This window comes from Comamonas sediminis (assembly GCF_041107495.1).
Lineage (GTDB): Bacteria > Pseudomonadota > Gammaproteobacteria > Burkholderiales > Burkholderiaceae_C > Comamonas > Comamonas sediminis.
Genome location: NZ_JBGBDC010000010.1, coordinates 151,227 through 165,993, shown reverse-complemented (window position 1 = coordinate 165,993; position 14,767 = coordinate 151,227). Strand labels below are relative to the sequence as shown.

The window sequence follows — 14,767 nt, the reverse complement described above, 5'->3', positions numbered from 1 at the left end:
ACAATTTTTTGCGGTTATCGTTGCGTTTTTTGCAAAGCAGACCATGACTCCCTCGCAACACCTCCAGGACACCGCCATCCGCTATTTTCTGGAAGTCGTGCGCAGCGGCTCGGTCAGCGAGGCCGCGCTGCGCCTGAATGTCTCGGCGTCCGCCGTCAGCCGCCAGATCGCATCGCTGGAGGAAGTGCTGCAGGTGCCGCTGTTCGAGCGCCGCCCGCGCGGCATGGTCGCCAGCGCTGCCGGTGAGTTGCTGGCCACCCATGCCAAGCGCCATGCGCTGGAGGCCGAGCGCGTCGTCGCCGATATCGAGGCGCTGCAAGGCCTGCGCCGAGGCCAGGTGCGGGTCTGCGCATCGGCCGGCTTTGCGTTTGAGTTTCTGCCGTTGGCCATGGCCACGTTCCGGGAGCAGCACCCGGGCATGCAGTTCCAGCTGGTGTCCGCCTCGCCCGCCCAGGTCACGCAGGCCGTCCGCAACGGCGAGGCCGACATCGGTCTGACCTACAGCCGTGCTGCCGTGCCCGATATCGATGTGCAGCACCGCCAGAACTCACCGGTCATCCTGATCATGCCGCCCGGCCATCCGCTGGTCCGCTTTGCCAGCGTGAGCCTGGCGCAGATGCAGCCCTACCCGCTGGCCTTGCTGGACGATGGCAATACCGCGCGCCAGCTGTTTGACATTGCCAGCGGTCAGCGTGGCCTGGTGTTTGAGCCGGTGCTGGAGAGCGGGCAGTTCGATGCGCTGGTGCGCTTTGTGCTGCATGGCGGCGGGCTCACCCTGGGTGGCGAGGTCACCGTGCGCGAGTATGTGCGCCAGGGCCTGCTGCACACCGTGCCCATCCGCGAGCGCGGCATGCATGCGCGCTCGATCGAACTGCAAACGCTGACGGGCCGCAACTTGCCCCGGGGCGTGCGCGCCTTTGTCGACCATTTGCGGGCGCTGTTGCCAGCGCAGCGCTGACCCGATACCCCGGCGCAGGCCGTAAAAAAACCCTGCCGGGCATGGCCTGGCAGGGCTGGGCTGGGAGCGGTGGATGGTCGTGGGCAGTGCGCTTTATTCAACGCGGAACACGGCGTTGGGCTTGAAGCCCAGATCAGCGAGCTTGCCTTTTTTGGCGCGCCCGGCCTTGGCATTGTTGAGGCTGCGGATCTCCAGGGTTTCCTCACGGGCCTTGCCGCCGCGCCCGATCCCTTCGATGCGGATGCTGCGCGTGTAGACGGCGACACCGGCGAGGCGGTCCTTGTCCTCCAGGTCGATGAGCTTAAGCCCCTTGCCACCCTTGGCCATGTGGTTGAGCTCGGCGACCTCGAAGGTCAGGATGCGGCCGCCGACCGAGGCGCAGGCCACATGGCTGGCATCGGCCAATGGCAGGCTGCCGCTGCTGCCCGAGATATGCGAGGGGGCGCACAGCGTATCGCCATCGTCCAGGCTGACAAAGGCCTTGCCACCCTTCTGGCGCGAAACCATGTTATCCACCAGCGCGGTGAAGCCATAACCTGCGCTGCTGGCCAGCAGCAGGCGGGCGGACAGCGGCCCGGCAAAGTAGTACTGGATCTGGGTGCCCGCTTCGAGCTCCATCAAGGTGGTGACCGGCTGGCCATCACCCCGGCCGCCCGGCAGGTTGGCCACCGCCACCGAGTAGACCCGGCCGTTGCTGCCAAAGACCAGCAACTGGTCGACCGTGCGGCATTCAAAGGTGCCATACAGGCTGTCGCCCGACTTGAAGCTGAAGCTGTCGGCCGCGTGGCCGTGGCCGGTGCGGGCCCGCACCCAGCCTTTTTCCGAGACCACCACGGTGACCGGCTCATCGACCACCTTGACTTCGGCGACGGCCTTCTTCTCTTCCTGGATCAGGGTGCGGCGGGCATCGGCAAACTGCTTGGCATCGGCTTCGATCTCCTTGACCATCAGGCGCTTGAGCGACGCAGGGTTGGCCAGAATGTCTTCGAGTTTGCCCTGCTCTGTGCGCAGCTCGCTCAGCTCCTGCTCGATCTTGATCGCTTCGAGGCGGGCGAGCTGGCGCAGGCGGATTTCCAGGATGTCGTCGGCCTGGCGCTCGCTCAGGTCAAAGCGCGCCATCAGCGCGGCCTTGGGCTCGTCGCTGGCGCGGATGATCGCGATCACCTCGTCGATATTGAGCAGAATGGTCTGCCGGCCTTCCAGGATATGGATGCGGTCCATCACCTTGGCCAGGCGGTGCTCGGAGCGGCGCGTGATCGTCTTCTGGCGGAACTGGATCCACTCTTCCAGCATCAGGCGCAGCGACTTCTGCGTGGGCTTGCCGTCGATGCCGATCATCGTCAGGTTGACCGACGAGGAGCTCTCCAGGCTGGTATGCGCCAGCAGGCAGGTGATCAACTCGGACTGCGCAATCTTGCCGGTCTTGGGCTCGAACACCAAACGTACCGCTGCGTCCTTGCTCGACTCGTCGCGCACGCCATCGAGCAGGGACAGCACGGTGGCCTTGAGCTGGCTTTGCTCCTGCGTCAGGGTTTTCTTGCCGGTCTTGATCTTGGGGTTGGTCAGGTCCTCGATCTCCTCGAGCACCTTTTGCGAGGACACGCCGGGCGGCAGCTCGTTGACGACCAGCTGCCACTGGCCGCGCGCGAGCTCTTCGATGGTCCAGCGCGCGCGCACCTTGATCGAGCCGCGACCCGTGCGGTAGGCATCGGCAATGTCCTTGTCGCTGCTGATGATCTGGCCGCCACCCGGGTAGTCCGGGCCGGGAATGATCTGCTGCAGGTCGAAGTCCGTCATCGCCGGCTTCTTGATCAGTGCTACACAGGCATCGGCCACTTCGCGCAGGTTGTGGCTGGGGATTTCGGTGGCCAGGCCCACCGCAATGCCGCTGGCGCCGTTGAGCAGCGAGAACGGCAGGCGCGCCGGCAACTGGCTGGGCTCCTCGGTGGAGCCGTCGTAGTTGGGCACAAAATCCACCGTGCCCATGTCGATCTCGTCGAGCAGCAGGCTGGTGATCTTGGACAGGCGCGCCTCGGTGTAGCGCATCGCCGCAGCGCCATCACCATCGCGGCTGCCAAAGTTGCCTTGGCCATCGATCAGCGGGTAGCGCTGGGCAAAGTCCTGGGCCATGCGCACCAGCGCGTCATAGGCGGACTGGTCGCCATGCGGGTGGAAGCGGCCCAGCACATCGCCGACGACGCGGGCGCTTTTGACGGGCTTGGCCGCCGTGGCGCGGTTGGGGCCGCTGTAGCCCAGGCCCATGCGGTCCATCGCAAACAGGATGCGGCGCTGCACCGGCTTAAGGCCATCGCAGACATCGGGCAGCGCACGGCCCTTGACCACCGACAGCGCATATTCCAGATAGGCGCGCTGCGCGTAATTGCCCAGGTCCAGGCTGTCGCCGTCGTCGGGCTCGGGGTTGGATAGCAAATCCAGACCGGTTTGTTCACTCATGGTTGTTCAGCTTTCTTTGCTTGTGGCACGGCTGCACGCGGCTGTGGTTGGTGTTGTCATTCAGCGGCATGGGCAGCGGGACATTCGATGGCTCCGTCAGGCAGGATGCGAAGCCCAGACGCAGACAGGGCTGCGGCCAGGCAAGGCAAAAGCGGCAAAGCCATCGATGCTGGAGACATGCAATCAGATATCGATTTCTACTTCGTGGCCATGGAGTTCCATCAGGTCGCGGCGGGCCGCAGCCTCGCCCTTGCCCATCAGCTGGGTCATGACCTCACGGGTGGCCAGCAGGTCGGTGCGGCTCAGGCGCACCGGCAGCAGGCGGCGGGTGTCCGGATTCAACGTGGTTTCCCAGAGCTGCTCGGCATTCATCTCGCCCAGGCCCTTGAAGCGGCTGACCTGGCATTTCTCCCGGGGTACGCCATCCTTGGCGGCCTTGTCGAAGATGGCATGCATCTCCGCCTCGTCCAGCGCATAGACCTTGGCCGCGGGCTTTTTGCCCCGGGCAGGAATATCGACGCGGAACAGCGGCGGCCGCGCCACGCAGACATGGCCTTTCTCGATCAGCTGCGGGAAGTGCTTGAAGAACAGGGTCAGCAGCAGCACCTGGATGTGCGAGCCGTCCACGTCCGCATCGCTGAGGATGCAGATCTTGCCGTAGCGCAGACCGCTCAGGTCCACCTCGTCATCGGGGCCATGGGGATCGACGCCGATGGCCACCGAGATATCATGGATTTCGGTATTGGCAAACAGGCGGTCGCGGTCCACCTCCCAGGTGTTGAGCACCTTGCCGCGCAGCGGCAGGATGGCCTGGGTTTCCTTGTCGCGGCCCATCTTGGCGCTGCCGCCGGCCGAATCACCCTCGACCAGAAACACCTCGTTGTAGGCCAGGTCGCGGCTTTCGCAATCGGTCAGCTTGCCGGGCAACACGGCCACGCCGCTGCCCTTGCGCTTTTCCACCTTCTGGCCGGCGCGCTGGCGCGTCTGTGCCGCCTTGATCGCGATCTCGGCGAGCTTCTTGCCATATTCGACGTTCTGGTTCAGCCACAGCTCCAGCGCAGGCCGCACCATGCCCGAGACCAGGCGCACTGCATCGCGCGAATTCAGGCGCTCCTTGATCTGGCCCTGGAACTGGGGATCGAGCACCTTGGCCGACAGCACATAGCTGGCACGGGCAAACACGTCCTCGGGCATCAGCTTGACGCCCTTGGGCAGCAGCGAGTGCAGTTCGATAAAGCTCTTGACCGCCTGGAACAGGCCGTCGCGCAGGCCGCTTTCATGCGTGCCGCCGGCGGTGGTGGGGATCAGGTTGACATAGCTCTCGCGCACCGGCTGGCCTTCGTCGGTGAAGGCCACGCACCAGGACGCCCCTTCGCCCTCGGCAAAATGGTCGTCGCTGCGGCCGGCAAAACCCTCGCCTTCGAACACCGGAATGATCGGGTCCACCGGCAGGGTCTGCAGCAGGTAGTCCTTGAGGCCGCCCTTGTACTGCCAGGTCTGCGTCTCGCGGCTCTTGTCCTGCGTCAGCTGCACGCTGACGCCGGGCATCAGCACCGCCTTGCTGCGCAGCAGGTGCACCAGCTCGCCCATTGGCAAATGGCTGGATTCGAAATACTTGGCATCGGGCCACACACGCACCGTCGTGCCCTGCTTGCGGTCACCGCTGACCATCGGCCGCACCTTCAGCGGCTCGACCACATCGCCACCGGCAAACGCCATCGTGGCGACGGAGCCGTCGCGGTGCACGGTCACTTCCATGCGGGTGGCCAACGCATTGGTCACCGACACCCCCACGCCATGCAGACCGCCGGAGAAGCTGTAGGCGCCGCCCTGGCCCTTGTCGAACTTGCCGCCCGCGTGCAGGCGGGTGAACACCAGCTCCACCACCGGCGCATGTTCTTCGGGATGCATGCCAAACGGAATGCCCCGGCCGTCGTCCTCCACACTGATCGACGCATCGGTGTGCAGATAGACGCGGATCTTCTTGCCAAAGCCGGCGAGTGCCTCGTCAGCGGCGTTGTCGATCACCTCCTGGATGATGTGCAGCGGGTTGTCAGTACGGGTATACATACCCGGGCGCTGCTTGACCGGTTCGAGCCCCTTGAGGACCCGGATCGAGCCTTCTGCGTATTCACTGGTAGACGTGTTTTTGCTTGCCATAACTTTCCATTCTAGCGGCTGCCATTGTAAATAGCTGTATAGAAAAACAGGTGGACTTGTTGACGATTCACGACGTTTGGTCGCAAAAGCCTGCAATGGGCTTGGCCGGCCACCGGGCAATATGCGGGCGACAGCCGGTTTTTGGCGTTGGAGTAACAATTCTTGGATAAAGAGACATCCTTAGACTATGCAAAACAACGCACAACCATTGTCCATAGCCCGCGTGCTGCTGTGTGGCGGCGCCGTAGTGACCTTATCGATGGGCATCCGCCACGGATTTGGCCTGTGGCTGCAGCCGATCACGCAGGAGATGGGCTGGACGCGCGAATCCTTTGCGCTGGCGCTGGCGGTGCAAAACCTCAGCTGGGGCCTGATTGGCATCTTCACCGGCATGCTGGCCGACCGTTTTGGCGCCAGCAAGGTGCTGGTCTGCGGCGCGCTGCTCTATGCGCTGGGCCTGGCCGGCATGGCCTGGGCGCCCAATACGCTGGTGTTCGCGCTCACGGCCGGGCTTCTGATCGGCATGGCGCAGACAGGCACCACCTATGCGGTGATCTATGGCGTCATCGGGCGCCAACTGCCTGCTGAGAAACGCTCCTGGGCCATGGGGGTGGCTGCAGCGGCCGGCTCCTTTGGCCAGTTCTTCATGGTGCCGGTCGAGGGCCAGCTGATCGCCCACCTGGGCTGGCAGAACGCGCTGCTGGTCTGTGCGGTATTGGTGCTGACCATCGTGCCGCTGGCCATCGCGCTGCGCGAGCCCAATTTCCACGCACTCAAGCGCCACGCGGCCGCAGGCCAGCAGCAAACCATCGCCCAGGCCGTGGGCGAAGCCTTCCGCAATCCCAGCTTCTTGCTGCTGACGGCGGGTTACTTCGTTTGCGGCTTCCAGGTGATGTTCATTGGCGTGCACATGCCCAGCTACCTGAAGGACTTCGGGCTGCCGCCGCATGTGGCCAGCTATTCGCTCGCGCTCATCGGCCTGTTCAACATCTTTGGCACCTACCTGGCAGGCTCGCTGGGCCAGCGCATGGCCAAGCGCTACCTGCTCTCGGGCATCTATTTCATCCGCGCGATCGCGATCGTGGTGTTTCTGCTGGTCCCGCTGTCGCCCTGGTCGGTCTATGTGTTTGCCGCCGCGATGGGCTTTTTGTGGCTGTCCACCGTGCCGCTGACCAATGGCGCCATTGCGCAGATCTTTGGCGTGCAGCATTTGTCCATGCTCAGCGGCTTTGTGTTCTTCAGCCACCAGATCGGCAGCTTCCTGGGCATCTGGCTGGGCGGCTACCTGTATGACCACACCGGCAGCTATGATGTCGTCTGGTACGTGGCCATTGGGCTGGGCGTGTTCGCCGGCCTGGTCAATCTGCCCGTCAAGGAAGAGCCCGTGCGGCGCCAGCCACTGGCGGCCTGACCACCGAACTCTCATGCAACAGCCTGCACCACCAACACCCTCCAACGCGGACGCCGTGCCGCTGCGCGGCTGGCAGCGCGCTGCCATCTGGCTGCTGGTGGCGGTGCTGCTGGCGCTGGTGTTCATGCTCTATACGCAACCGGAATTCATGGTGCGCATGGCCGACCATGTCTGGGCCTGCTTCTGAGAACGTGTCTACGTTCTCCCCGCGCCGCGATGCAGCGATCGCAAACACGATCCAGCCGATGACCCACACCCACACCCACACCCCCGCCCCCTCGCCCTGGATCACCCGCTTTTCTGCGCTGATCCCGGCTGGCCGCCAGGTGCTGGATCTGGCCTGCGGCCAGGGCCGCCATGCGCGCTATCTGCAGGCCCAGGGTTTGCAGGTGACGGGCGTGGACCGCGACGGTGCGGCCCTGCAATCGCTGCAGTCGGACACGGCAGGCGAATGGCTGCAGGCCGATATCGAAAACGGTGCCTGGCCGCTGGAAGGCCGGCTCTTCGATGCAGTGGTCGTGACGAACTATCTGTGGCGCCCGCTGTGGCCGCGCATTCTGGCCAGCGTGGCCCCTGGCGGGCTGTTGTTGTACGAGACCTTTGCGCAGGGCAACGAAGCCTACGGCAAGCCCTCCCGGCCCGATTTTTTGCTGCAACCGGGCGAGCTGCTACAGGTCTGCGCGGGCTGGTCGGTCATCGCCTATGAGTCAGGGCTGCTGCGCAGCCCGGAGCGGGTGGTACAGCGCATTGCGGCGCGCCGCCCGCGTGGCGCAAGCTCCCTGCCAGCCACGCCGCTGCCCTGAAGCGGCCTCCGCTTTGCATAACTTTGCGGCCTTGCGCGCGCGGCCCAATACCGCCGAAACCCAATAGGCATGCGGTTTTCGCTTTGTCACACCTTGCACAAAGCCGGCCCAACTTCCTCCACATTTGGCTTCTATAGTTCAACCATAGGCTCTGCGGAGAGGCGTAAACACACTCCAGTTTCTCTGTTTCACCGCTTCTTTCTGTTCCACACCAGATCGCGGCCTGGCCGCAGAGCCTCTTTTTATACAAGGAATGCCATGAGTTCTCAACCACTTCGCCATCGTCTGCTGTGCAGCACCGCCGTGACTGCAGCCCTCTGGATCGCCGCCGCACAGGCCCAGGCCGCCAGCCCCGCCCAACCCGCCCCGTCCAAGCAAGCCATTGAGGCTTGCCAGGGCAAGAAGGCCGGCGACGCCGTCCAACTGACACTGGATAATGGCACCACCGCCAAGGCCACCTGCCGCCAGGTGGGCAAGCAACTGGTCGCCAAGCGTGGCGCATCCATCGGACCCTGAAGTCCGCTGGTAATGCCCCGATCAAGCAACACTTTTACACACCCACGCACTGTGTAAGAGAATAGCCGGGCAGGCATTGCGCCTGCCCGTTTTTGCCGTTTGCGCTCCTCCATCCAACGCCCCAGCTGCTTTCTGTGACCACTTCCCGCTTCCAACAGTTGCGTTTCACCCGCTTGCAGACACGGGTGCTGCTGGCCATGGTGCTGCTGCTGCTGGGGCTGCTGCTGGGGTTTTTTGGCTTTTCGTACTGGAGTCTGCAGCGCGGGCTGGGCGGCTACGTGGCACAGATCGAGCTGGGGCGGCTGGAGTATCTCGAAAGCCAGCTGCGGCGCGAATATGCGAAGGACCCGCATTGGGCTTCGCTGACCCCGGAGCGCTGGAATGCACTGACCCGCTTTGGCAGCCAGGCGGCCGTGCCCGTCTCGCCTCCTGCCGAGACAGTGGCACCGCGCCGGGCCACACTCGGGCCTGCACTGACCCAGCAATTGCGCCCCATCGAGCGCCACCCGCTGTCCCAGCGCCTGGGTCTGCTCGACAACCAGGGCAAGCTGATTGCCGGTGTGCCGCCCACACCCGGCAGCGCCAAAAACCCGCTTTTCGATGGCCAGCACATGCTGATTGGCACCCTGACCTTGAACCAGCCCGAAGACCTGAAAAACCAGATCGACAATGCCTTTTTGAAGGAGCATCTGGTGTTTCTGGCCATTACCGGTCTGCTGGGGCTGCTGTTGGCCGGTGCCCTGTCCTGGTGGCTGAGCCGCCGCTGGATTCGGCCCATCGAGGCGCTGAGCGAAGGGGCGAAGGCCTTTGCCAGCGGACAGCTGGACTACCGCATTGCCGTCGCCGGCCATGATGAGCTGGTGCAGCTGGCCGACCGCTACAACCACATGGCCGAGCAGCTCTCGCAAGCCCAGGCACAGCAGCATGAATGGCTCACGCAGGTGGCCCATGAGTTGCGCACCCCGCTGGCAGCCGTGCGGGCCGAGATTGAAGCCGTGCAGGATGGCATCCGCAGCTTTGATGCGCAGACGGCCGCGCGCCTGCACCGCCAGATCCTGCGCCTGACCCAGCTGGTCAGCGACATGCGCGCCACCATCCCGACCGCACTGGTGGTGCACGCACCCGAGGCCGCCCCTGCGCTGCAGCTGACCGCCCACCTGCCCGCGGCTGCGCGCCCGCTGGACATGCGGGCCCTGACCATCGAGGCGGTGGAAGCCGTGCAGATTCGTTTCAGCCAAGCGGGCATCAGCCTGCCCACGGCCCAGGAGCTGCTCACCGCCCTGCCGCCTGCCTGGGTGCAGGGCAATGCGCAGCAGTTGCACCAGGTGCTGAGCAATATCCTGGAAAACAGCCTGCGCTACACCGATGCGCCGGGCCGTGTCAGCATCAGCGCCAGCCTGCATGGGCCAGCACCTGATTCGGGCCAGCGCTGGCTGGAGCTGCACCTCGATGACAGCAGCCCCTCGGTGCCGCCAGCCGAACTGCCCCGTATTTTTGAACGTTTCTACCGCGTGGAGACCTCGCGCAGCCGCGCCAGCGGCGGCTCGGGCCTGGGGCTTGCGATCTGCAAAAGCATTGTGCAAGCCCATGGAGGACAATTGCAGGCCTCCATCTCGTCCTTGGGCGGTCTGCGCCTTACCTTGATCCTGCCCTTGATAGACCCTGTTGCATGAACACCGCCAAACCCCGCATTCTGTATGCCGAAGACGAGGCCGATATCGCCTCGGTTGTCATTGACTACCTGCACCACGCCGGCTACGAGGTCGAGCATTTTGCCGATGGCAGCCAGGCCATGGCGGCGCTGCGGGCCCGCGCGCCGCAGCTGGCCATTCTCGATCTGATGCTGCCCGGCACCGACGGCCTGAGCATTCTGCGCGAATGCCGCGCGCGCCAGATCTGCCCCGTCATCTGCCTGACCGCCAAGGTCGAGGAAGTGGACCGGCTGGTCGGCCTCGAGATGGGCGCCGACGACTATATCTGCAAACCCTTTTCGCCGCGCGAGCTGATTGCCCGCGTCAAGGTGATCCTGCGCCGCCATGCACCACCTGCTCCCGGTGCGGTAGCCAGCCAGGCCGCCAGCGACTGGCAGCTGGACGAGACCACCAGCCAGGCCAGCTGGCGCGGCCAGGATCTGGGGCTGACGCGGCGTGAGTTTGCGTTGCTGCACATCCTGCAGCGCCACCCCGGCAAGATCTACCCCCGCAGCCAGTTGCTGGACCTGGCCTATGCCGATGCGCTGGAAGTGAGCGACCGCGCGATCGACAGCCATATCAAGAACCTGCGCAAGAAACTGCGCACGGTGATGGGAGACGACGCCGATTGCATTCGCTCGATCTATGGCGTCGGCTTCGCATTTGAAGGCTAGCGCTGCAGTTCAGTCCCGCGTGCTGGGGCTCCAGAACGCCTGGCGCACCCCGGGCTTGGCCGCCAGCTGCTGCACCATCGCATCGAGCTCCTCTCCCTCCACCGACTGGGCAGCCAAGGTCGCTTCAATAACCACCTCGGCATCGCCAAACGGCTGGATGTCGATATCGCCGGGCGGGTAGCCGCCACGCTCCAGCACATCCTGCAGCATCGCCAGCGCCAGCCGCTGGTGCAGGCGCTCGGCCACGACAAACACGGCATTGGTCATTTCGGTGGAAGCCACATCCAGCGGCTTGCGGTTAATGGCATTGACGAGCGGGCGCAGCAAGGTATTGGCCGCCAGCACCAGCACGGTGCCCAGGGCCGCCTGCACGATCAGGTCAGCCCCCGCTGCGGCGCCCACGGCGGCAGAGCCCCACAGGGTGGCGGCGGTGTTCAGGCCACGCACATTGCCTTCCTCGCGCATGATGACGCCAGCGCCCAGAAAGCCGATCCCCGAGACCACATAGGCCATCACGCGCACGGCCCCGTCAGGGCCGGCAATGGTGTTGGCACTGTCGACAAAGATGGCCGCGCCCACGGCCACCAGCACATTGGTGCGCAAGCCGGCGGTGCGCTGGCGGTATTGGCGCTCCAGGCCGATGACGGCGCCCAGAACAAAGGCGGTCACCAGGCTGATGGCCGTGTTGATCAGTGAGTTCAGTTGTGTGTAGTTCAGCGCTTCGAGCATGCCGCCCTCCTTGGCAAACGGTTATTCTTCATGGCGCTTATTGCCAGCCGTAGCGACGGATGTACCACTTTTTCATGACCTGCGTAAGACCCATATAGGCCAGCAAGACCGCCACAAGGAATACAAAGTACGTGCCGGGCAGCGGCACCAGCTTGAAATAAGGTGCCAACGCGCCCATGGGCAGGTAAATGCCGATGGCCACCACCACCAGGGTCATCAGGGCCACCGGCCAGGCGGCCCGGCTCTGGATGAACGGAATGCGCATCGTGCGGATCATGTGCACGATCAGCGACTGGGTGAGCAGGCCCACAACAAACCAGCCGGACTGGAACAGCGCCTGGCGCTCTGGCGTGTTGGCGCCAAACACCTTCCACATCACGACAAAGGTGGTGATGTCGAAGACCGAGCTGATGGGGCCGAAGAACAGCATGAAACGGCCCACATCGGCAGGGTTCCAGCGCTGGGGCTGGGTCAGCAGCTCGGGGTCCACATGGTCAAACGGAATCGCCGACTGCGAGAAGTCATACACCAGGTTCTGCACCAGCAGCTGCATCGGCAACATGGGCAGAAAGGGGATAAAGGCACTGGCAATCAACACCGAGAACACATTGCCGAAGTTCGAGCTCGCCGTCATCTTGATGTACTTGAGCATGTTGGCAAAGGTGCGGCGCCCTTCCTGCACGCCCTGGTCCAGCACCATCAGGCTCTTGTCCAGCAAGATGATGTCGGCCGCTTCCTTGGCCACATCGACGGCCGTGTCCACCGAGATGCCGATATCGGCGGTGCGCAGCGCGGCCGCATCGTTGATGCCGTCGCCCATGAAGCCCACCACATGGCCATTGGCCTTGAGCATGCGCACGATGCGCTCCTTGTGCGCAGGGCTCAGCTTGGCAAAGATGTTGCCTTCCTCGACCACCTGGGCCAGGCGCTGGTCGTCCATCTGCTCGATATCGCCACCCAGCACGATGTGCTGCTCGGTGATGCCCACCTGCTGGCAGACTTTGGCGGTGACGGCGGCATTGTCGCCGGTCAGCACCTTGGTCTTTACGCCATGGCGAGCAAGCGCCTGCAGCGCGGGTGCGGCACTTTCCTTGGGCGGGTCGACAAAGGCCAGAAAGCCGCAGAGCACCATGCCGGCCTCATCGGCCACCCCGAAGTTGCTCTGGCCAGGCTCGGTATCCCGAGTCGCCACCGCCACCACGCGCAGCCCCTGGGCGTTGAGCGCCTCGGCCGTCGCCACGATGCGCTGGCGCAAGCCCGCGTCGAGCACCAGCACGCCACCGGCGGCCTGCACCGAGCCGCTCACCTGCAGGATTTCCTCGACCGCGCCCTTGGTGATGATCTTGCCGGCCCCGCCACTGTCACGCACCACCACCGACATGCGCCGGCGCACAAAGTCAAATGGCACTTCATCGACCTTGGTGTGGCTGTCGACCAGCGGCGCGCGCTCGCCATGGGCCAGCACGGCCACATCGAGCAGGCTCTTGAGACCCGTCTGGTAGTAGCTGTTCAGGTAGGCCATGTCCAGCACATGCTGCGAGACGTCGCCCCAGGCATCGAGGTGGCGCTCGACCGAGATCCGGTCCTCGGTCAGGGTGCCCGTCTTGTCGGTGCACAGCACATCCATCGCGCCAAAGTTCTGGATGGCATCCAGGTGCTTGACGATCACTTGCTTGCGCGACAGAAACACCGCGCCCTTGGCGAGCGTGGCGGTCACGATCATCGGCAGCATCTCGGGGGTCAGGCCCACGGCCACCGACAGCGCGAACAGCAGCGCCTCGGTCCAGTCGCCCTTGGTCAGGCCATTGATCAGCAGCACCAGCGGCACCATCACCAGCATGAACCGGATCAGCACCCAGCTGACCTTGTTGACCCCCATCTGGAACGCGGTGGGGCCACGCTCCATGGCCGAGACCTTGCCGGCCAGCGCGCCGAGGTAGCTCTGGTTGCCGGTGCTCAGCACCACCGCCAGACCCGCACCCGAGACCACGTTGGTGCCCATGAACACCAGGTTGCGCAATTCCACCGGGTTGGATTGGGCGCCATCGGGCTCCTGGGCAAATTTCTCCACCGGCATGGATTCACCGGTCATCGCCGATTGCGCCAAAAACAAGTCCTTGGCGGCCAGCAGGCGGCAGTCGGCCGGCACCATATCGCCGGCCGCCAGTTGGATGATGTCGCCTGGCACCAGCTCGCGCACCGGCAGCTCGCGCACGGCCTGCAGCGCAGACAGGCGCGATGGCAGCGCATCCAGCGCTTGCCCCTGCTCATCCTGAGCGCTGCGGCGCAGCACTGCTGCGGTGTTCGATACCAGGGCCTGCAGGCCAGCCGCAGCCTGGTTGGCGCGGCCTTCCTGCCAAAAGCGCAGGCCGGTCGCCAGCGCCACCATGCTGCCAATCACCACCGTGGCCTTGGTGTCGCCCGTCAGCCACGACACGGCGGCCAGCACCGTCAGCAGCAGGTTGAAAGGCGTGCGAAAGCACAGCCACAGGTGCTCGGCACGAGACATGGGCCGGTCCTGCGAGATGGTGTTCCATCCGGCCTGTGCACGCGCTTGCTGCACCTGTGCGTCGTCCAGGCCCTGGCGGCTGGTGTTCAGGCTTTGCAGCAATGCTTGTTCCGGCGCATGTGCGGCGTCGCGCAGCCGCTCGCCCATGGCCGTGGAAATGCTGGCATCCACCGGCGTGCTGGCCCATTGCTCAAACATCGGCAAGCGGCGGAAATGCACGCCCCAGTGGCGCGAGCGCAGAAAGTTAACGAATCCATTTTTCAGCAGGTTCAACATGACCCATCTCCCCGCCATGGGCACGGCCCAGCCGCGCCGCATGGCATCTTCAATCCATACAGGCGTGCCCATGCGCGCCGCTGCCAGGCGGCCGCAAAGATGCACCTCAAACACAAGAGAGGTCAGCGACTGAAAGGGTCCAATGCCGCCGAAGCCGAGCAGGACTGCACGGCACCTTTGCCCATGGGGGCGCGGCGGCGCAGCATGGTCGCGAGCTGGCGCTGCATGCAGCGGGGCGCGCCCAAGCCGCAGCATGGCGTGATGGCCCATGGCACAGCCCTGCGTCGCGGTGCGCGCAAAGAGGCCAGCGAAGACATACGCAGTGGCATGAAAGGCTCCCACACCCGGTGTGATGGCGCGCAGCAAAGGCGCTCGCCACTGGGCAAGACTGGAAGATCAAAATGGGATGCAGTAGGGGCGCAGGTCTGTCTGACAGAAACTACGGCACCTCACAGCTGCCCGCCTGGTTCGGCAAGGCAGCGCGCAAAGCTCGGGCGTTTGCGATTACCTTGCCTGTGGTCGGTTGGCCGCTGGCCAACAACTCGGTAAGTCCACAGGGTTACTCCTGATAAAAAAGCTGGCCGGA

Annotated in this window: 11 protein-coding genes; 7 read left to right on the top strand and 4 right to left on the bottom strand. The window is 64.6% G+C overall.

All coding sequences use genetic code 11. The features are described from left to right. The first annotated feature begins 43 nt into the window (after window positions 1-43). Window positions 44-958, top strand: coding sequence for a LysR family transcriptional regulator (locus AB7A72_RS21110; protein ID WP_369461067.1), 915 nt, complete (start codon window positions 44-46; stop codon window positions 956-958). A gap of 93 nt (window positions 959-1,051) precedes the next feature. Here AB7A72_RS21110 and parC read toward each other — a convergent pair whose 3' ends face one another. Further along, window positions 1,052-3,412 (bottom strand): DNA topoisomerase IV subunit A, encoded by a 2,361-nt coding sequence (gene parC / locus AB7A72_RS21105; RefSeq protein ID WP_369461066.1) that lies wholly within the window; start codon window positions 3,410-3,412, stop codon window positions 1,052-1,054. Window positions 3,413-3,595: 183 nt separating this feature from the next. Further along, a complete protein-coding gene (locus AB7A72_RS21100; RefSeq protein WP_369461065.1) occupies window positions 3,596-5,572 on the bottom strand; it encodes a DNA topoisomerase IV subunit B in 1,977 nt (658 codons plus the stop codon). Between the two features lie 187 nt (window positions 5,573-5,759). Between AB7A72_RS21100 and AB7A72_RS21095 the strand changes: the two genes are divergently transcribed. The 6 genes from AB7A72_RS21095 to AB7A72_RS21070 all read left to right on the top strand — a co-directional run bounded on the left by AB7A72_RS21095 (window position 5,760) and on the right by AB7A72_RS21070 (window position 10,667). Continuing rightward, on the top strand, window positions 5,760-6,983 hold the full coding sequence (locus AB7A72_RS21095; protein WP_312530776.1) for an MFS transporter: 1,224 nt from the start codon (window positions 5,760-5,762) through the stop codon (window positions 6,981-6,983). A gap of 13 nt (window positions 6,984-6,996) precedes the next feature. After that, on the top strand, window positions 6,997-7,170 hold the full coding sequence (locus tag AB7A72_RS21090; protein ID WP_369461105.1) for a hypothetical protein: 174 nt from the start codon (window positions 6,997-6,999) through the stop codon (window positions 7,168-7,170). A gap of 58 nt (window positions 7,171-7,228) precedes the next feature. After that, window positions 7,229-7,786: a class I SAM-dependent methyltransferase gene (locus AB7A72_RS21085; RefSeq protein WP_369461064.1), complete on the top strand. Its 558-nt coding sequence runs from the start codon at window positions 7,229-7,231 to the stop codon at window positions 7,784-7,786. Between the two features lie 258 nt (window positions 7,787-8,044). After that, window positions 8,045-8,302, top strand: a complete 258-nt coding sequence (locus AB7A72_RS21080; protein ID WP_239809023.1) for a hypothetical protein — start codon at window positions 8,045-8,047, stop codon at window positions 8,300-8,302. A 134-nt stretch (window positions 8,303-8,436) separates the two neighbouring features. Next, window positions 8,437-9,975: an ATP-binding protein gene (locus AB7A72_RS21075; RefSeq protein WP_313332296.1), complete on the top strand. Its 1,539-nt coding sequence runs from the start codon at window positions 8,437-8,439 to the stop codon at window positions 9,973-9,975. Next, window positions 9,972-10,667 carry a response regulator gene (locus AB7A72_RS21070; RefSeq protein ID WP_369461063.1) on the top strand — a complete coding sequence of 232 codons (696 nt, stop codon included), beginning with the start codon at window positions 9,972-9,974 and terminating at the stop codon, window positions 10,665-10,667. The genes AB7A72_RS21075 and AB7A72_RS21070 overlap by 4 nt, the downstream gene beginning before the upstream one ends. Before the next feature lie 9 nt (window positions 10,668-10,676). On the opposite strand, the gene AB7A72_RS21065 is transcribed toward AB7A72_RS21070, so the two are convergent. Both AB7A72_RS21065 and mgtA read right to left on the bottom strand, forming a co-directional pair. Beyond that, window positions 10,677-11,396, bottom strand: a complete 720-nt coding sequence (locus AB7A72_RS21065) for an MgtC/SapB family protein (protein WP_239809026.1) — start codon at window positions 11,394-11,396, stop codon at window positions 10,677-10,679. Window positions 11,397-11,433: 37 nt separating this feature from the next. Further along, window positions 11,434-14,181, bottom strand: a complete 2,748-nt coding sequence (gene mgtA / locus AB7A72_RS21060) for a magnesium-translocating P-type ATPase (protein WP_369461062.1) — start codon at window positions 14,179-14,181, stop codon at window positions 11,434-11,436. Between the last annotated feature and the right edge of the window lie 586 nt (window positions 14,182-14,767).

Excerpts from the sequence above, each read along its gene's own strand:
- AB7A72_RS21110 (WP_369461067.1), top strand. The coding sequence starts at position 44 with ATGACTCCCTCGCAACACCTCCAGGACACCGCCATCCGCTATTTTCTG.
- parC (WP_369461066.1), bottom strand. The coding sequence starts at position 3,412 with ATGAGTGAACAAACCGGTCTGGATTTGCTATCCAACCCCGAGCCCGAC.
- AB7A72_RS21100 (WP_369461065.1), bottom strand. The coding sequence starts at position 5,572 with ATGGCAAGCAAAAACACGTCTACCAGTGAATACGCAGAAGGCTCGATC.
- AB7A72_RS21095 (WP_312530776.1), top strand. The coding sequence starts at position 5,760 with ATGCAAAACAACGCACAACCATTGTCCATAGCCCGCGTGCTGCTGTGT.
- AB7A72_RS21090 (WP_369461105.1), top strand. The coding sequence starts at position 6,997 with ATGCAACAGCCTGCACCACCAACACCCTCCAACGCGGACGCCGTGCCG.
- AB7A72_RS21085 (WP_369461064.1), top strand. The coding sequence starts at position 7,229 with ATGACCCACACCCACACCCACACCCCCGCCCCCTCGCCCTGGATCACC.
- AB7A72_RS21080 (WP_239809023.1), top strand. The coding sequence starts at position 8,045 with ATGAGTTCTCAACCACTTCGCCATCGTCTGCTGTGCAGCACCGCCGTG.
- AB7A72_RS21070 (WP_369461063.1), top strand. The coding sequence starts at position 9,972 with ATGAACACCGCCAAACCCCGCATTCTGTATGCCGAAGACGAGGCCGAT.
- AB7A72_RS21065 (WP_239809026.1), bottom strand. The coding sequence starts at position 11,396 with ATGCTCGAAGCGCTGAACTACACACAACTGAACTCACTGATCAACACG.
- mgtA (WP_369461062.1), bottom strand. The coding sequence starts at position 14,181 with ATGTTGAACCTGCTGAAAAATGGATTCGTTAACTTTCTGCGCTCGCGC.